General features: G+C 59.6%; 13 protein-coding genes and 1 pseudogene. 6 read left to right on the top strand and 8 right to left on the bottom strand.

The window, feature by feature from the left end; all coding sequences use genetic code 11:
- Positions 1 to 76: 76 nt before the first annotated feature.
- Both NVV94_RS21285 and NVV94_RS21280 read left to right on the top strand, forming a co-directional pair.
- Positions 77 to 1,402, top strand: a complete 1,326-nt coding sequence (locus NVV94_RS21285) for an OprD family porin (protein WP_258444328.1) — start codon at positions 77 to 79, stop codon at positions 1,400 to 1,402.
- Between the two features lie 102 nt (positions 1,403 to 1,504).
- Positions 1,505 to 1,753, top strand: a complete 249-nt coding sequence (locus NVV94_RS21280; protein ID WP_258444327.1) for a hypothetical protein — start codon at positions 1,505 to 1,507, stop codon at positions 1,751 to 1,753.
- A 108-nt stretch (positions 1,754 to 1,861) separates the two neighbouring features.
- On the opposite strand, the gene cmoB is transcribed toward NVV94_RS21280, so the two are convergent.
- Together cmoB and cmoA are read right to left on the bottom strand one after the other, a co-directional pair.
- Positions 1,862 to 2,818: a tRNA 5-methoxyuridine(34)/uridine 5-oxyacetic acid(34) synthase CmoB gene (gene cmoB / locus NVV94_RS21275; protein ID WP_258444326.1), complete on the bottom strand. Its 957-nt coding sequence runs from the start codon at positions 2,816 to 2,818 to the stop codon at positions 1,862 to 1,864.
- A complete protein-coding gene (gene cmoA / locus NVV94_RS21270) occupies positions 2,815 to 3,558 on the bottom strand; it encodes a carboxy-S-adenosyl-L-methionine synthase CmoA (protein WP_258444325.1) in 744 nt (247 codons plus the stop codon). Before cmoA ends, cmoB begins: the two co-directional genes overlap by 4 nt.
- A gap of 364 nt (positions 3,559 to 3,922) precedes the next feature.
- Between cmoA and NVV94_RS21265 the strand changes: the two genes are divergently transcribed.
- Together NVV94_RS21265 and NVV94_RS21260 are read left to right on the top strand one after the other, a co-directional pair.
- Positions 3,923 to 5,140 (top strand): alpha-xenorhabdolysin family binary toxin subunit A, encoded by a 1,218-nt coding sequence (locus tag NVV94_RS21265; RefSeq protein WP_258444324.1) that lies wholly within the window; start codon positions 3,923 to 3,925, stop codon positions 5,138 to 5,140.
- An 18-nt stretch (positions 5,141 to 5,158) separates the two neighbouring features.
- Positions 5,159 to 6,175 carry an alpha-xenorhabdolysin family binary toxin subunit B gene (locus NVV94_RS21260; protein ID WP_258444323.1) on the top strand — a complete coding sequence of 339 codons (1,017 nt, stop codon included), beginning with the start codon at positions 5,159 to 5,161 and terminating at the stop codon, positions 6,173 to 6,175.
- 27 nt (positions 6,176 to 6,202) lie between these two features.
- Here NVV94_RS21260 and NVV94_RS21255 read toward each other — a convergent pair whose 3' ends face one another.
- From NVV94_RS21255 to NVV94_RS21240, 4 genes are all read right to left on the bottom strand, one after another.
- The gene (locus NVV94_RS21255; protein WP_258444322.1) at positions 6,203 to 6,595 is read right to left on the bottom strand and encodes a protease inhibitor I42 family protein; all 393 of its coding nucleotides are present in this window, start codon (positions 6,593 to 6,595) and stop codon (positions 6,203 to 6,205) included.
- A gap of 147 nt (positions 6,596 to 6,742) precedes the next feature.
- The gene (gene lon, locus NVV94_RS21250) at positions 6,743 to 9,163 is read right to left on the bottom strand and encodes an endopeptidase La (protein ID WP_258444321.1); all 2,421 of its coding nucleotides are present in this window, start codon (positions 9,161 to 9,163) and stop codon (positions 6,743 to 6,745) included.
- Between the two features lie 174 nt (positions 9,164 to 9,337).
- A complete protein-coding gene (locus NVV94_RS21245) occupies positions 9,338 to 11,752 on the bottom strand; it encodes a glucose/quinate/shikimate family membrane-bound PQQ-dependent dehydrogenase (RefSeq protein WP_258444320.1) in 2,415 nt (804 codons plus the stop codon).
- 65 nt (positions 11,753 to 11,817) lie between these two features.
- A complete protein-coding gene (locus NVV94_RS21240) occupies positions 11,818 to 13,170 on the bottom strand; it encodes a carbohydrate porin (protein WP_258444319.1) in 1,353 nt (450 codons plus the stop codon).
- A 414-nt stretch (positions 13,171 to 13,584) separates the two neighbouring features.
- Here NVV94_RS21240 and NVV94_RS21235 point away from each other — a divergent pair, with 414 nt between their 5' ends.
- Together NVV94_RS21235 and NVV94_RS21230 are read left to right on the top strand one after the other, a co-directional pair.
- The gene (locus tag NVV94_RS21235) at positions 13,585 to 13,806 is read left to right on the top strand and encodes a VF530 family protein (protein WP_258444318.1); all 222 of its coding nucleotides are present in this window, start codon (positions 13,585 to 13,587) and stop codon (positions 13,804 to 13,806) included.
- Between the two features lie 13 nt (positions 13,807 to 13,819).
- Positions 13,820 to 14,455 (top strand): Pr6Pr family membrane protein, encoded by a 636-nt coding sequence (locus NVV94_RS21230; protein ID WP_258447771.1) that lies wholly within the window; start codon positions 13,820 to 13,822, stop codon positions 14,453 to 14,455.
- A 24-nt stretch (positions 14,456 to 14,479) separates the two neighbouring features.
- Here the strand turns inward: NVV94_RS21230 and NVV94_RS21225 are convergent.
- Together NVV94_RS21225 and NVV94_RS21220 are read right to left on the bottom strand one after the other, a co-directional pair.
- A pseudogene (locus NVV94_RS21225) lies at positions 14,480 to 14,671 on the bottom strand (siderophore-interacting protein); the annotation flags it as partial.
- Between the two features lie 15 nt (positions 14,672 to 14,686).
- Positions 14,687 to 17,800, bottom strand: a complete 3,114-nt coding sequence (locus tag NVV94_RS21220) for a transglycosylase domain-containing protein (RefSeq protein ID WP_258444317.1) — start codon at positions 17,798 to 17,800, stop codon at positions 14,687 to 14,689.
- Positions 17,801 to 17,818: the final 18 nt, after the last annotated feature.

Genomic DNA, 17,818 nt, shown 5'->3' with positions numbered 1-17,818 from the left:
TCCCCTGAATACCATGGAAAACAACTTTCAGGGCGGCACATAACACTAATAACTGCCGATTATTCTGGAGTTGCAGATGGGAAAAAGAATCACGAGGTCTTTGGCTGTTTTCTCGGCTTTGGCAAGTTTTGCACCGCAATGGGCCGTGGCCGAAGATTCAAGGGAGGGTTTTATCGAGGGCAGCAGCCTGACGTTGCTCAATCGTAATTTCTATTTCAATCGCGATGATCGCAAGGGCCAGTCCAGCCCTACCGGCAACGGTTATTCCGAGGCCTGGGCGCATGGCATTATCGGCCGCTTCGAGTCGGGTTTTACCCAGGGCACCGTGGGCGTGGGCGTCGACGCATTCGCCATGCTCGGGCTCAAACTCGATACCGGCGATGGTCGCAATGGCGGGCGTAGTTCGTTCGACATGCTGCCGGTCGATCGTAACGGCAAGGCTGGCGATGAACTCAGCAAGGTCGGCGGAGCCGCCAAGCTCCGTGCATTCGACACGGTGGTGAGAGTCGGCGACGTATTTCCCACGACCCCGGTGGTGCACTACGGCGACTCGCGTCTGTTGCCGGAGAGCTTTCGCGGGGTGACTGCCGAGAATACCGGCATCGAGGGGCTCAAGGTTCAAGGCGGGCGCTTGCATGCCATGAGCCAGCCGCTTTCGAGCAACCCGCGCGACGGCTTCGTCACCTTCTATGGTGGCGCGGTCGATTCCCCTTGGCTGGGCTACTTCGGCGGTGATTACGAGGTCAATTCGAACCTGTCCCTGAGCCTCTATTCCAGTCGTTTGAAGGATGTCTGGAACCAGTATTACGGCGGCGCGAGCTTCAAGTATCCGATCTCGACCACTCTCAGCGCCTTTGCCGGCTTCAACTATTACAAAGCGGTGGATGAGGGCAAGCAACAGTTGGGCGAATTCAACAACGACATCTGGAGCGGCAAGGTCGGCGTCAAGTACGGCGCTCACACCGTGGCGTTGTCGCACCAACGTAACAACGGCGACGACGATTTCGATTATCTGCGTCAATCCGACTCCATCTTTCTCGACAACTCGATCCAATACAGCGACTTCAACGCACCCGGGGAACGCTCGTGGATGGTCCGCTACGACCTCGACATGGCAGCCTTCGGCGTGCCTGGACTGTCGTTCATGACCCGTTATGGCAAAGGCACTGATGTGGACTATTCCAATGCCAATGGCGTGTACATGCGCCGGGATGCCGCTGGCAACCCATTGACCGATCAGAAGCGCTGGGAGCGTGATTTCGAAGTCAAATACGTCGTGCAGTCCGGCTCGTTGAGGGATATGTCATTACGGCTGCGGCAGGCGAACACGCGGGCGACGGCTTTCGAGTCGGACCTGGATGAGGTGCGGCTGATTGTCGAATATCCACTGGCCTTGCTTTAACAATCTATCAAGTTGTTACTCTTTCAATAATGTAATGAAGCACTCACCGTCCTGTTAGTTTCACCTGTTTATGATTGAACTATCTCCAAGGGCAAATGGCTGTTGGATCTGAAGTTTAATCTGGATGAGATGAACGATATGAACAGGATTCAAGTGTTGTTTATTACTGTGCTGGCGCTGGGTTCTACTTCGGCCATGGCAGAAGGTGGCAGCGAGCGTTCCCAAGCGTTCTGGAAAGAATTCAGGGTCAGCCAGGAAAGAATTCACGGTAACGCGAACAGTATTGCCGATTCGAGCAAAAAAACAGAGGTCAGCGCCGAGAAAACCCGAGGGAAACTGGCCAAGGACTGAGTGCGCGAGTTGCGATGGACATTCACCTTTGAAGCTCCCCCTGCAGCTCCTTTGGGAAGGTGAATTTTTGGCGCCCTGACGGGCGCCTTTTTTACGAGAGGCCAGTGATTACTTGCGCGCGACCATCACCGCCCGCATTGGCGCAGGCAAGCCTTCGATGGTGCGGCTGTGATCATTGGGGTCGAGGAAGTCGCTGAGCGACTGGTAACGCATCCATTCGGTGCTGCGCTGTTCCTCGATGCTGGTGATGCTCACATCGACGCAGCGCACATCACTGAAGCCGGCGCGCCGCAGCCACAGTTCCAACGCCGGTACCGAGGGCAGGAACCAGACGTTGCGCATTTGCGCATAGCGATCTTCGGGGACCAGCACTTGCTGCGCGTCACCGGTCACCACCAGGGTTTCGAGCACCAGTTCGCCGCCTTTGACCAGGCAATCCTTCAGGGCCAGCAGGTGTTCGATGGGCGAGCGACGATGGTAGAACACGCCCATGGAAAACACAGTGTCGAAACCCTCCAGGTTCGCTGGCAAATCCTCCAGGGCAAAGGGCAGGTGCCAGGCTGGAAGTTCCGGAAGATAACGCTGTACGGCCTGGAACTGGCAGAAGAATAACCAGTTGGGGTCCACGCCGATCACGCTGTCGGCACCGGCGCCGAGCATGCGCCACTGGTAATAGCCGTTGCCGCAGCCCACATCCAGCACGCGCTTGCCACGCAGATCCAGGTGCGGGGAAACCCGCGACCATTTCCAGTCCGAGCGCCATTCGGTATCGACGTGCACGCCGAACAGGTCGAACGGCCCCTTGCGCCAGGGTGACAAGCCCATCAGCGCCTGGCGCATGCGTGCGCGGGTTTCGCTGTCGCAGTCGGTGTCGAGGGTCAGGCCATCGGTCAGGTCGACTTCGGTCGGGATCAGGGCGGGCAGGGCATCGAGCGCGCTTTGCCAGCGCTCGAGGTCGCCGTGGCCTTTTTCCATCTTGGCATCGAGTTGCGCTTGCAGGCCACCAGCCCAGTCAGCCAGGGGAGTGCCCGCCAGACGGCGGACCAAGGGGGCGAGATCAATCATGGCAGGGCAATCAACGAGGCAAAGTTAAGGCATTGGAACCAGGGAACGACTTTCGAGAAGCCGGCGGCCAGCAGGCGCTCGCGGTGTTCTTCCAGGCTGTCGGGTTTCATTACGTTTTCGATGGCACTGCGCTTCTGGGCTATTTCCAGGTCGCTGTAGCCATTGGCGCGCTTGAAGGCGATATGCAGGTCGGTGAGCAGGGCGTGTTCTTCGGCATCGTTGAAACGCAGCTTTTCCGAGAGAATCAGCGCGCCGCCAGGCACCAGCGCCTGGCGAATGCGACTGAGCAGGGCCAGGCGCTGTCCAGGGGCGATGAATTGGAGTGTGAAGTTCAGGGCCACCACCGACGCCGGTTTGAAGTCCAGCGCGAGAATGTCGGCCTCGATCACCTCTACCGGCAGCAGCTCCTGGAACATCGAGTCCTGGGCGTTGAGGTATTCGCGGCAGCGCTCGACCATGGCCGAGGAATTGTCCACGGCGATTACCTGACAGCCCTCGCTGCGCACATGCCGGCGCAGTGCCTGGGTGACCGCCCCGAGCGAACTGCCCAGATCATAGAGCACGCTGTGTGGCTGGGCGAACTGGGCGGCCAGCACGCCAAGGTTCTCGACTATGGTCGGATAACCGGGCACCGAGCGCTTGATCATGTCAGGGAAAACCCGCACCACGTCTTCATTGAAGGCGAAGTCGGGCACCTGGGCCAGCGGCTGGGCGAATAGGCGATCGGGCTCTTTGCTCACAGGGGTTCCAACGGTGCAGGGGAGAAAAGAGCTGCATTTTAGCGAAGTTGACGTGTTCTTGCATATGCGAGAGTGCCGCGTTCGTTAGCTGTCATCTGGATTCATGCTGTGGTATTCGATAGAAAAATTGGCCATGGATAATGGGGAGGTCATATATAAGTATTTTGTGTGATTTGAATAAGTCCGAGTTATTTGTAGTTTCTCTTTCGTTTTTTTTGACTATTCCTACAGTTGCGCAGGATTTGGCAGGTGGTGGAGTGGTGTATTTAAGAGTATGTTTTGAAGCGCAAGATATGCCGTGATTGGTGTTGTTGCATAAATGAGGTTTTCATAAAGCTTTTAATGTTGTTGTGAGGTGGTTAGCATGGAAGAAACATATAAGGATCTGAAAGATTTATCGCTGCAGGACAAAGCTGTGTACGTGCCGGTGCAGTACTTTGATATTTCGCTCAATGCTGAGGGTAAGTCCAGTCGGCCCCCAGCATTGTTGTTTACACTAGATAATCTGATTTCGATTAAAAAGTATGTTCGATGGGCGTTCGCTCGGCCGGTCGATATTTCTGCAGTCGAGGAATTTCTTGGGTATCGTGACAGCGGAATCAATGGGCTACAGCCGGTTGATATCCAGGCGCTTCATCAGGAAGTGGTACAACATGCCCTCGACTGGCAGGCACTTGAGCAGGGCAGTAAAAGGCTGGGAATCGAGCTCGATATTTTTGGTAAAAAATTTGTTGGGGTAGGCCAGGCAATAATCACATTTATCAAGCAGACCGAAGCCTATAAACAATACGGTTCGCTCGATGACCTCAAGGAAGAAGAAATCGAAGCCTTGCAAAACTACCCTTTAAGTGAAACGGATCGCACGTCAATTCGTTATATTCAAGAGTTTCTGACTATCGCAAAAGACGACATCGCCCGTTATCAGTCGAAGGTTGCAGCGGTTAGAGCACTGGCCAGAGAGTTTGCCCGGAAAATTACCGAAGCTATCTTGCCGAAGGTCAGGCAGAAGAGAGCCATTGCAGATCGGGAAGGGTTGGAAGAAACGATTGCGGGTTACGTGGAATCATTGAGGGATTTGGAAGGTCAGGTCGCAGAGAAAATTGCTGAATACAACCAGAACGTCGGCTACGCCTTGAGCGGATTGCTTTTCGGCCCTATTGGCGTGGCAGTGACCGGAGGGATATATGGCTCGAAAGCAGAACAAATTCGTTACGAAAAAAATGAAATGTTGAATCAGACTGCGGAAATTATCGAGCTGCTACGGGTAAAACGACCGTTGTTAAGCAGCCTTAATGGGTTGTCATTGTATCTGGAGGATGTCGCTAGCCGTCTGGGTGAAACGGAGCACGCCAGTAAAAACCTCGAGGATGTTTGGCAGATTATCGCGGCCTACGTTGAGGCATCATTGACTGAGTTGAATGCAATCGATGATAGCCAACGGCTTGTCATCTTTTCCTTGCGTTTTTCGCGTGTTATCACCCCTTGGGAAACGATTCAGGGGCACGCCGAGCAATTGTCGAAATTATTCAATGAGGCATTGGAAGCATCCACCTCGACAACAGCTAATCCAATATCAAAATAATAGGCGAGCGTAAATAAGATGATTGAAGAATTTCAGTATGTACAGCCCGATGTATTCGTGATCAAAGCTATTTCTCGCTCCCTCCAGCTCAGCGCTTCATCAGAGGCGCTCGCATTCCTGCCGGTTGCGCAGGAGCGGCTTGAACAGTTGAATCAGCAGCTGGCAGGCGCCGAACAACAGTTTTTCGCCCGGACCTTGTTACGCCTGGTTACGTTGCAAAACATCAACCTGGGTCAGACCATTGAGGTGGTTGAGGCGCAGCAGCGTACGCAAACGTTGACGTCAGCGGAAAATACAGCGCTGGTGGCTGAGTTGAAAGATGAGTTCAAATATTCGATTTCGCAAGAACTTGGGCAGCTGCGTTCTCTGGCGCTGGTAATTGATCAGGATCTGCGTCAAGTCCGGGCCATTGGATTGCCGAGCGTGGAAGGCACTCTCCGAACCTACAGCATGCAGCAGAAGAGTTTGGTAACCCGCATCGCTGAATTGCAGACGCAGATTGAAAAGGATCAGGAGACCGTCTCGCAGATTACCGCCGCGATCGAGCTGTTCGAAAAGCGGGATTGGCTTAGCGTTTTCAGAAATCTGATTCCAACTGCAAGCGAAGTAGAAATGGCCGTTCAAGCGGCGACGTTGGGAAAGGTGGATCAGGACCTGATCACCGCTGTGCTCGGGAAGCTCACCGCAAATATCGATCTGGTCAGTGGAGGGCGAAGATTCAACAAACTGGCCAAAGAGCGCACTCGCTTGCATGCAGTCATAACCCAGGCAAAAAGCGACCAGCAAGCGCTGCTCCAGGAAAAAGCCACAATCGAGCCAAGGCTCGTGGCGCTATCTGGCGTTTCTCAGCTCTGGGCGGCCGCCCTGCAGTGGACACAGGAAGTCGAAAAAGTGCTGACTTCACTGCAGGGCTTCCTGGCGCAGAATCTCTTGGATGCCGTGAGCGACATCGAGTCAATGAAAGTCATCAAGGATCGATTCATGACCTTGACTCACTATCTGGCTTTGATTCGTCAGGCCAACGAAGGGCGGTGACTGGAGCTTAAGTGCTTTGGGAAAGGCCTATTTAACGCTTATCGAGCAATCGAAGGTCTGGGTTGGCCGCACTTCCGGCGCCCAGGGTTGCTGATAGATCAGCAGTAAATGCCCGTCACCGGCATTCTGGGCTTTGAAGCGCCAGACAGATTGCCCCGCGCTGCCCACCAGGCCGGCGTCTTCGGGGTTGCTGTAGACCTCGGGGCCCAGGCTGTGCAGGATACTGGCGGCAGGGTTCTGCACCAGCCAGCGAAAGCCGGTGGTGGGGTTGCTGGGTAAGGTCAGGGTCAGCATCTGTCCGGTCTGCAGCTGCAACGGGCATTCACTCTGGGCTTCCAGATTGACGTTGTGCGGCGGGGTCTGGGCGCAGGCAGCGAGCAGGGCGAGGCTCAGCGGGACAAGCAGGCGGGCGGCGGACATGACGGCTCCAGTCGGATCAGGACGGGCCCAAGCATAACCGAAGCGCTTGGCAAATGTGGGAGCTGGCTTGCCAGCGATAGGCGCAACGCGGTCTATCTGAAGCACCGCAGCAAGGCCATCGCTGGCAAGCCAGCTCCCACAACTACATCAGAACAACACCTTGGCCACATCAGCAAAACGCTTGGCGAAATGCACGGTCAGGCCTTCCTTCAAGTAGTCTGGCAGTTCTTCGTAGTTGCCGCGATTGGGCTCGGGCAGGATCAATTCGTAAATCTTCTGTCGCCGCGCCGCGATGACTTTTTCCCGCACGCCGCCAATCGGCAGGACATGCCCGGTCAGGGTGAGCTCGCCGGTCATGGCCACGCCTTTTTTCGGTGCCTGGTTGCGGGCCAGCGACAGTAATGCGCTGGCCATGGTCACCCCGGCGCTTGGGCCGTCCTTGGGCGTGGCGCCTTCCGGCACGTGCAGGTGGACGAAGGCTTCGTCGAAGAAGGTCGGGTCCGCCCCATAGTGCTTCAGGTTCGAGCTGACATAGCTGTAGGCGATTTCGGCGGACTCTTTCATTACCTCACCCAATTGGCCGGTGAGTTTGAAGCCGCGGTTGAGGGTATGGATCCGCGTCGCTTCGATCGGCAACGTGGCACCGCCCATGCTGGTCCAGGCCAGGCCCGTGATGACCCCCGTGCCGGTCAAGACCTGTTCACTGCGAAACACCGGCATACCCAGCGATGCTTCCAGGTCCTTGATGCCGAACTTGATCACGGCATCGGGCTCTTCAAGCAACCGCACCACGGCCTTGCGCACCAGCTTGCCCAATTGTTTTTCGAGTTGACGCACCCCGGCTTCGCGGGCATAGCCGTCGATCACCGCACGCAGGGCGTTGTCGGTAATGCTCAGGCTGCCCTTGCTGACACCGGCCCTTTCCAGCTGCTTGGGCCACAGGTGGCGCTTGGCGATGGCCAGTTTCTCTTCGGTGATGTAGCCCGACAGGCGGATCACTTCCATTCGGTCGAGCAAGGGCCCGGGGATCGAGTCCAGGGTGTTGGCGGTGCAAATGAACAGGACCTTGGACAAGTCCAGGCGCAGGTCCAGGTAATGATCGAGGAAGTCGACGTTCTGCTCCGGGTCGAGGGTTTCCAGCAGCGCCGAAGCCGGGTCGCCCTGGTAGCTCTGGCCCATCTTGTCGATCTCGTCGAGCATGATCACCGGGTTCATGACTTCGACATCCTTGAGCGCCTGCACCAGCTTGCCCGGTTGGGCGCCGATGTAGGTGCGCCGGTGCCCCTTGATCTCAGCCTCGTCGCGCATGCCGCCGACGCTGAATCGGTAGAAAGGCCGGTCAAGGGATTCGGCGATGGACTTGCCGATGCTGGTCTTGCCCACGCCGGGTGGGCCCACCAGCAATACGATCGAGCCGCTGATCTCGCCTTTGTAGGCGCCGACCGCGAGAAACTCGAGGATACGGGTCTTGATGTCACCCAGGCCCGAATGGTGCTGGTCCAGTACCTTGCGCGCATGCTTGAGGTCGAGCCTGTCCTTGCCATACACACCCCAGGGCAGGGACGTGGCCCAGTCCAGGTAGTTGCGGGTGACGGCGTATTCCGGTGAGCCGGTTTCAAGGACCGACAGTTTGCTCATTTCCTCGTCGATGCGCTTCTGCGCAGCCGGCGGCAGGGGCTTGCCTTCCAGGCGCTGCTCGAACTGCTCCAGGTCGGCGCTGCGATCGTCCTTGGTCAGGCCCAATTCCTGCTGAATGACCTTGAGTTGCTCCTTGAGAAAGAACTCGCGCTGATGCTCACCGATCTGGCGGTTCACTTCGGCGGAAATCTCGCTTTGCAAGCGCGCGACCTCGACCTCCTTGCGCAGCATCGGCAGGACTTTTTCCATGCGCTTGAGGATGGGCACGCAGTCGAGCACTTCCTGCAGTTCCTTGCCGGTGGCGGAGGTGAGTGCGGCGGCGAAGTCGGTCAATGGCGAGGGGTCGTTGGGGCTGAACCGGTTGAGATAATTCTTCAGCTCTTCGCTGTACAGCGGGTTGAGCGGCAGCAGTTCCTTGATCGCATTGATCAGGGCCATGCCGTAGGCCTTGACCTCATCGGTCGGCTGGGTCGGCTGGTGCGGGTATTCGACTTCGACCAGGTACGGCGGGCGATGATGCTTGAGCCAGGTGCGGATGCGCACGCGGGTCAGGCCCTGGGCGACGAATTGCAGCTTGCCGCTGTCCCGACTGGCGTGATGAACCTTGACCAAAGTGCCGTAGAGGGGCAGGACAGAGGTGTCGAAATGGCGATGGTCTTCGGGTGGCGTGTCCATGAAGAACAATGCCAGGGAGTGGTGCGGGTTCTTGGCGACCAGGTCCAGGGTTTCGGCCCATGGTTCTTCATTGACGATGACCGGCAGCACTTGCGCCGGGAAGAACGGCCGATTGTGGATCGGGATGATGTAGACCTTGTCCGGAAACTGCTCACCTGGCAGGGCCAGGCCGGTATTGGCCGCGCTGGAGTGTTCGATGTGTTCGGCGGTTGCCTGTTCGTCCGGGATTTCAGGAAGGGGTTGCTGGTCGCTCATGGGGCACCTGCGCAAATGACTATGGATCTTAAATGGGGCGGGCGAGGGGAGGTTTCAATGGGGGAACGCTCGTGCGTCGTCAAAGCGTGTCGTGTACCTCGCCCGGTCAGGGCCCCGACCATAAAAAAGGCGGCTACCTCACGGTAGCCGCCTTTTGTGTAACTGTCCCGATGGTTATTTGGACAGTTTGTAGGCAATGATGAAATCGCCCATTTTGGTGCCCAGCGAGCCATGGCCACCGGCCACCACCAGCACGTACTGCTCACCGTCCTTGCCGGTGTAGGTCATCGGCGTGGCCTGGCCGCCTGCCGGCAGGCGCGCGGCAAAGAGTTCCTTGCCGTTGTTCACGTCATAGGCGCGCAGGTACTGGTCCAGGGTGCCACTGAGAAAGCCCACGCCACCGGCGGTGACGATCGAACCGCCCATGCTCGGCACCCCGACCGGCAGGCCGATAGGCAGCGGGGAGCTGTCGCGGCTGGTGCCGTTCTTGTGCTTCCAGACGACCTTGTTGGTGGTCAGGTCGATGGCTGCCACATAGCCCCATGAGGGGGCCTGGCAAGGCAGGCCGAGGGGCGACATGAACGGATGCATGATCACTGCATAAGGCGCACCGGTGTTCGGTTGCACACCGCTGGTTTCGCTCTCGCGCTTGCTCCCGGCGGCGACTTGGGCGCGCGGTACCATTTTCGACACGAAGGCCATGTAGTTCGGGCTGGTGAACAGGAGCTGGCGCACCGGGTCCACCGACACGCCGCCCCAGTTGAACACACCGACGTTACCCGGATAGATCAGGCTGCCCTGCTCTGAAGGCGGGGTATATTGCCCTTCATAGCGCAGCGAGCGGAACTGGATGCGGCAGAGCATCTGGTCGAAGGGGCTTGCACCCCACATGGCTTGCTCGGTCAGCGGTGGCGGTAGCAGGTTCAGGTCCGAACGCGCCTGGGTCGGCGAGGTACGGTCGCCAGCAACAGCGCCCGTGGGTGCAGGGATTTCACGGATCGGCACGATCGGCGTGCCGTCGCGGCGGTCCAGCACATACAGGCTGCCTTGCTTGGTTGGCGCGATCAGCGCCGGCTTGACCCCGGCAGAGGTTTTCAGGTCCACCAGCGTTGGTTGGCTACCCACGTCCATGTCCCACAGGTCGTGGTGAGTGAACTGATAGTTCCAGCGAACCTTGCCGGTGCCCAGGTCGAGTGCGACGACGCCGGCGCTGAATTTCTCGGCACCCGGCGTACGGTTGCCGCCCCACTGGTCAGGGGTCTGGTTGCCCAGTGGCAGATAGACCATGCCGAGTTTTTCGTCGACGCTGGCCAGCGACCACATGTTCGCCGAATTGCGCGAATAGACCTGGCCCGGCGCCAGGGGCTCGGTCGCATCGGGGTTGTCGCTGTCCCAGTTCCACACCAGATGACCGTCATGCACATCGAACGCACGAATCACGCCGGAGGGTTCGTTGGTCGATTCGTTGTCGGTCACGTGGCCGCCGATAATCACCAGGTTGCGGGTGATTGCCGCTGGCGAAGTGGAGTAGTAACCACCGGGGGTGAATGGGCCAATGCCGGCCCGCAGGTCGACGGTGCCCTGGTTACCGAAGTTTTCGCAGACCTTGCCGGTATCGGCGTTCAACGCGATCAGGCGCGCATCGGCAGTCGGCAGGTACAGGCGACGCGGGCACGCGGTGGTGATGGCCTTGCCCGCTGCGGAAAGGGCCGCAGGCGGGGCGCCGACGTTGCTCGTGCCATAGGCATTTTCGTCATAGTAGGAGACGCCACGGCAGGTCATATGGGCGAAGCCCTTGAAGCCGGACGGGCTCTGGATCTTCGGATCGAAGCGCCAGATTTCCTTGCCGGTGTCCGGGTCCAGCGCCAGCACCCTGCTGTGAGCGGTGCAGGCATACAGCATCCCATTGGCCTTGAGCGGCGTGTTCTGGTTGGTCAACTCGACCGGGTCATCGGCGGTGGGCAGGTCGCCGGTGCGGGTCCGCCAGGCTTCCTGCAGCGTGTTCACGTTGGCCGGGGTGATCTGCTTGAGCGGCGAGTAGCGATCACCGAACTCCGTGCGGCCGTAAGCCTGCCAATCGCCTTCAGGCATCACTGGCGCGGCGCTTTGCGTGCCAGCGCTTTCGCGGTCCAGTTCACCCTTGATTTCACCCGGGTTGGTGAATTGGCTGGCGACAGCGGCCGCACCGGCCGCTACCACGGCAATGGTCAGCAGGCTGGTGCCCACGAACGCCGATTGACCACGCAGCAGCGGGCGCCGGAACCAGGGCAGCAGCAACAGCACGCCGAAAGCGAACCACAGAGCCAGGCGGGGCACCAATTGCCACCAGTCCAGGCCCACTTCCCAAAGTGACCAGATGGTACTGCCCAGCAGTACCAGGGCGTATAGGCCGAGCGTCACGCGGCGGGCGGCGAGCAGCAGCAGGCCGGTCAGGGCGATACCGATACCGGCGATCAGGTAGTAGAGCGAACCGCCAAGCTCACTCAACTTGATCCCGCCGACCAGCATGGCCAGCCCCATCAACAGCAACACCAGGCCGAGCAGGCGCGGTAACAGGCGGTTTCTACTCAAAGCACCCTCAGTGCTCATAGTGTGGTTCTCCGTAAAGTTGTCAGGCATCGAGCCGGGCTCGGGTCAGTCAGTCGTTGGGTGTGTCAGAAGGATGTCTGCAGCTTGATCCCGCCAATCAGGGCGTCATCGACCTTGTCGACGCCACCGGGGTGGCGGATGTACTGCAGGTTGGGACGCACGGTCAGCCATTGCGCCAAATGCACGCCGTAATAGAGTTCGGCGCTGTATTCGGTGTCCTGGGGGGGCAGGTAGGCCGGGTTGTCGTAGTCATCGATGCCCCGGGCAAGGTTGCTGGCCTGGGCGTTCTTGCGGAAGGCCGGATTGACGTGCACGCGGGCCAGGGCGAAACCGATATCGTCCTTGGCGCGGGCATCGAACAGCCCCTTGTAAACCACACCTGCCTGCACATAGTTGTCGATGGCATTGGTCTTCTTGTCGTGCATCGTGGCATTGGCGAACACATTCAAGCCGCGCGAGTGGTCGCTTGCCACCGAAGTCAGTTGCTGCTGGACGCCAAGCCAGAGCCCGTGCTTGCTCGAGCTGCTGCGATAGGCCTGGCCGCTCAGCGCCGCCGGTTGACCGTTGTTGTCCTTGTACACATCCGTTGCCTTGGCATTACTGTAGTAGTAACCGGCGCGATATTCCCCTGGCAGGCCAGTAAGTGCGGGGGTCCAGACCAGTTCCACCGGCAGCACGGCGCCCTGGGTGCCACTGCCGCTGAGTTTGAAGCCGTTGCCACGGTCAAGGTTCGATGGGTTTTGTTCATAGGCGCCAATCTGGGCATAAAGCTCGGGCGTGAGGTTGTACTTGACCCGCAGCGCCCACTGGCTGACCGGCCAGTTGTACCAGATGTCGCCGGCCCAGTTGCCCACCTGCGAGCCGCAGAACGCCAGGTTCTGGAAGTCGCAGGGGAAGCTGTTGAAGTCTTCGCCTTCGCCGAAGCGACCCACCTTGATATCGAGTTTCTGCTCGAAGAAGCGCTGCTGATACCACATCTGGGTCAGGCGCCAGGTCTGGCCACGGCCCCAGACTTCCTGGGCGGAAGTAAAGCCGCCGACCCGTGGGTCGTTGATCCGGTCATTGCTGATGTTGTTGCCGCTGCGTTCGGTGACGGTCAGCTGGAACTCGGCGTCGTGCCAGCCCAGGATCTTTTGCAGGTCCAGTTGGGTGCCGAGGGCAAACTGGTCGCTGTAGCGGGCCGTGCGGTCATGATCATGACCGCCGCGCAGGTTCGAACCCATTTCGCCGGTGTAATCGAACTTGAAGTCATAACCCTGTTCGGCCAGTTCAGTGCGCTTGCCACCCCAGTCGCCGAGCATCCACGCCGAGTCGCGATCGAATGCCGGGGCAGCCTGGGCGCAGTTCGCCAGGCCCAGCGCCGTCAGGCTGCCGATCAGGTTGAGGGTGCTTTTGCAGGAAATGGTGATTGTTGGCATTGGGATAGCGCTATCTTTGAGGCGTTCAGGAACAGCGATGCGCTGCGTCTTGCGCGGGCAGGCTGGTGGAATGGGTTGGGGTGAAGCGATTCAGCTTTGGGGCGCAAGGATATAGGGGCGGTCGGGAGAAAAAAAGAGATATTGGTGACATGGATTGTTGCGGGGGCAGTAAAAGTCGGGACAGGCAGGTCTGGCCTCATCGCGGGCAAGCCCGCTCCCACAAGGTCTGCGCAAACCTTGTGGGAGCGGGCTTGCCCGCGATGTGGGAGCGACAAACTTCGACAGGTCTGACGCATTACAGAAACTTCCAGCAAGGATCTGCGTTGTCTCTAGAATGTCTGAGAGGGATTGCCACTCGCGATGCCAGCCCGCCTCGGCTAAGGTGCGCACCCTCTCTTTTCGTTGGAGCCTGGCATGACCGCACCAAACAACAACCCGCTGCATGGCGTGACGCTGGAGCAGATCCTCAACACACTGGTCGCCCACTACCAGTGGCAGGGCCTGGCCCAGCGTATTGATGTTCGCTGCTTCAAGAGTGACCCGAGCATCAAGTCGAGCCTGACCTTCCTGCGCAAGACGCCGTGGGCCCGGGAGAAGGTCGAGCAGCTGTATGTGCAGTTGCAGCGCAAGGGCTGAACCCGTGCAGCGCATGATCAAGATGGCCGCGTGTCTGGGCTGGATGGCGCTGGCCATTCAACTGTATCTGGTGCTGGAGGCGCGCTGGGCGGCCCAGGCCAGCCTGATGGGCGGGGTGATCAGTTTCTTCAGTTATTTCACGGTGCTGAGCAACACCCTGGTCGCCGTGGTCTTGAGTTATGCGGCCTATGGCAGGGATTCCAGCGTTCGGCGGTTGTTCCTCTCGCCTTGGCTGAGTTCGGGCATTGCCGCGAGTATCGCGCTGGTCGCGCTGGCCTACAGCCTGTTGCTGCGACACCTGTGGCAACCCCAGGGTTGGCAATGGTTGGCCGACGAGCTGCTGCACGACGTCATGCCGGTACTGTACCTGCTCTATTGGTGGCGTTGCGTGCCCAAGGGCGGCTTGCGCCTGGGCCATCTGCTGCTCTGGTTGATCTACCCGCTGCTGTACTTTGGCTACGCCTTGTGGCGGGGCGAGTCGATCGGGGTCTATCAATACCCATTCATCAATGTTGCCAACCTGGGGTACACCCAGGTGTTGCTCAATGCCTTGGCGATTCTGCTGGGCTTCGTGCTGATCGCCGTGCTGCTGATCGGCCTCGATCGCTGGCTGGGCAAGCGCCAGGCACAGGGCCAGGCGCTTCGCTGAAGGGGTTGGTCAAGATTCGACCTGCGAAGCCGGGCCGTCGCCGTGCAGGACGAAGTCGATGTCCAGCTCACCGGCCTGCAGCTCGACCCGGCGCGGGGTGTAGTCGCGCATGGCCGGCTTGGCGCCGTCATCGTTGCCGGCAGCGCTGAGCAGCATGGTTTCCAGCGCGGCCTGCTCCTGGGGGGTACGGGCAAACAACAGCTTGATGTGGTCATCAGGCGGGGGAGGAGATCAGCGTATCGTCACTTGAGGTGCGGCAGTCGGTGGCACTTTGCACATTGTATGGGTACCGGGCACCAGGTAAGGCGTGAGGATCGGCGCCATGCCCTTGAGCACTTGCACCGGCAACGCCGAGGTGAACTTGAAGGACTCGGCAGCCCGGCCCGGCACGAAGGCGGTCAGGGTGCCGAAGTGGTTGTCGCCGATGAAGAACACAAAGGTCGCGGTGCGGTTGATCGCCTTGGAGCTGATGACCCGGCCGCCGGAGCCGAAGGCTTCGATGCGGTTGTCGCCGGTGCCGGTCTTGCCGCCCAGCACCAGCGCCGTGCCATCGGCCAGCTTGAAGCTGCCCGACAGGCGCCGTGCAGTACCGGCGTCGACCACCTGCGACAGCGCTCCGCGCAAGGCTGCGGCAACCTCTGGCGCCAGTATCCGCTTGCCTTTGTCCGGGTCGCTGACCAACTGGGTCTCATAGGGCGTGTTGGCAGCGAAGTGCAGGGTGTCGATGCGCAGTGTCGGCAGGCGGACACCATCGTTCTGGATGATCCCGATCAGCTCGGCCAAGGCCGCCGGACGGTCGCCGGAGCTGCCGATGGCAGTGGCCAGCGACGGTACCAGGTGGTCGAAGGGATAGCCGACCTCCTTCCAGCGGCGGTGGATGTCGAGGAACGCCTCGATTTCGACCATGGTCCGCACGCGGCTGTCGCGGGCGAACTTGTGCCGGCTCTTGAACAGCCAACTGTAGACTTCCTGGCGTTCGAAGCGGCTGGCAGTGACGGCGTCCTTGAACTTCGCATCGGGGTTGTTCAACAGATAGCCCAGCAGCCACAGGTCCAGCGGGTGCACCCGGGCGATATAGCCTTGATCGGGCAGGTCATAGGCGCCCGGGCCATAGTTCCTGTACATCTCGTCGAGCTTGTTGTCGGTGACCGTGTCCTTTTTCAGGTGCGCCCGGACGAATTTGTTGAAGGTCTCCGGGTCGGCTTCCGGGTACAGATAGCGGTGCACGGCAGCCAGGCGAATCGGGGTGACGTTCAGGCTGTCGAGGAAGGTGTCCAGGCGCTGCTGCGAACTCTTGCGCTGGTACTTTTTCCAGAAGCGCAGCAGGAATTCGGTGCCTTCGCGGTCGGCGAAGCGGGCGAGGTATTCCTGGCGACGTGGGTCACTGTCGTCCTTGAGTAGCTGAGCGCTGTTGCCCGGCGCCTGGTAGGTGCTGTAGCGCACCAGGTCGCGCATCAAGCGAATGAAAGGCAGGTTGATCGACTCGCGCAGGGCATCCTTGAGCGTCGGGTTGCGGCCGTTGTCTTCTTTGCGGAAGTTGTTGAACACGTGCATGCCGCCGCCGGTGAAGAAGGCTTCGCCGGGGCTGGCCGAGTATTTGCGTTCCAGCGCTGCGTCAAGCATTGCCGGGAGGCTGCGGTCCTTGTTCTGGATCAGATAGTCCACTGCCCAGCGGGTGATGCGGTCGGGGTCGGCGACTTCGACCTTTTTCAATTCGGCCGGGGTCAGACCGGCGTAGCGTTCATGCAACTCTTCAATGATTCGCACGTAGCTGGTCAACACGCGCAGCTTGGCGGTGGAGCCGAGTTCCAGCTTGCTGCCTTCATTGATATCGAAGGGTTGGTCGGTGCTGTCGGTCTGCACCCGTACCCGCGAACCATCAGGGGTGCGTTCGAACAACGTGAAGCTGTAGCGAACCTGGGTGGTGCTGGTCGGCGTGAGCAGGCGCTCGCCGAACAGGCCGAGCCTTTCGGCGACGACCGGGTCGGCGAGCTCCCTGAGGTACCGGCTGACCTGGCCTTGCAAGTCCGATTGCAAAGTGCTGGTGGCGGAGAGGTCGAGGCGGTCCAGATCGTACAGCGGCCGGTTGAGCATGGTCGAGAGCCGGCTGCGCGCCACGCTGATGCCCTTGTTGGTCACGATAGGCTGGATAGTCGGTTGCAGGACCCAGTCGCGAAAAGTCACCTGGCTGGCCAGGGCGGCATCGGCCAAGGGGCGGTCGATGACATTGCTGGCTGCCAGCACGCGGATATGGCTGTCGGTCAGCAAGGCCAGTTCGTTGCGGCCCTTGGACAGAAAATGCGAAGGGCGGCGTTGGGCGATCATCAGCGACAACACCTGGCGCAATGCCAGGCCGCGCGCGGCGAGACTGGCCGGATCGGTGGCGGTGGAGGCCAACTGCTGGTTGACCGTGGAAAAGTCGGCGCCGTACCAGACCCGCAGGCCCTCGGCCATGCCATGTACTTCACCATGCCCGGGCACTGCCGACAACGGCACGCTGTTGAGGTAATCGCGAACGATCTTGTGCCGTGCCTCGAGCGTCTGCGGGCCGGTTTGATAGGCGCGCACGCTGGCGGAAAACATCTGCCGAAGTTTCTCGCCACCGGAAATCGTCAACCCGTCGGGTGAGTGACGGTATTTTTCCAGTTGGGTGGCCAGGGTACTGCCGCCGGCCGATTGCCCCGGCAACGCGAATATCTTGGCCACTTGCGTATAGGCGGCCTTGGCAAAACGCGGCCAGTCCACGGCGGGGTTGCCCAGGGGGTCGTTGGGATCGAGCAAGTTGCGGTTTTCGATAAACAGCAGGCTGTTGACGATCAGCGGCGGGATGGCGTCGAAGCTGTTGTACAGCTGTTGCGGGTAATGGAATTCATAGAGCGAATCGCCCTTGCAGTCGGTAATCGACAGCCCAGCCTGAATTTTCTCAGCGTAGGGTACGAAGAAGCCATGGCCGCTGTAACTCATCAACGCCGGCGAGAACCGGGCCTGCTGCTTGATCAGGTAGTCGCGCTTGAGCAGCCGAGGCAGGAATTCATCCATCGTGCTGTAACCCAGGCGCTTGTCGAACGGGCCTTCTCCCGGATACCTCACTGCATCGCTGGCCCCCCCATGCATCGAATAGCTCAGCGAGGCCGCATAACGGCTGATTTCGCGGGCCTGGAGTTTCGAGGTGCGAACTTCCGATTCGATGGCAAACCCGAGCGCAACCAGGCCGACCACCAGCAGCAGCCAGATCAACCGCCACCACAAGTGGCGTTGTCGAGGGCTTTTGGGTGGTTGCGAGTCATCCAGACTTTCAGCGCTGGCATCAGTCTCGGTTGGTTCGGATTGCCACAACGCGCCCATAGTTTTCAACCTGATCAC

The sequence above is a fragment of the Pseudomonas sp. LS1212 genome (assembly GCF_024741815.1).
In the GTDB taxonomy this organism is placed as follows: domain Bacteria; phylum Pseudomonadota; class Gammaproteobacteria; order Pseudomonadales; family Pseudomonadaceae; genus Aquipseudomonas.
Note: the sequence above shows the minus strand (reverse complement) of the source record. Positions and strands in the feature narration are given on the sequence as shown.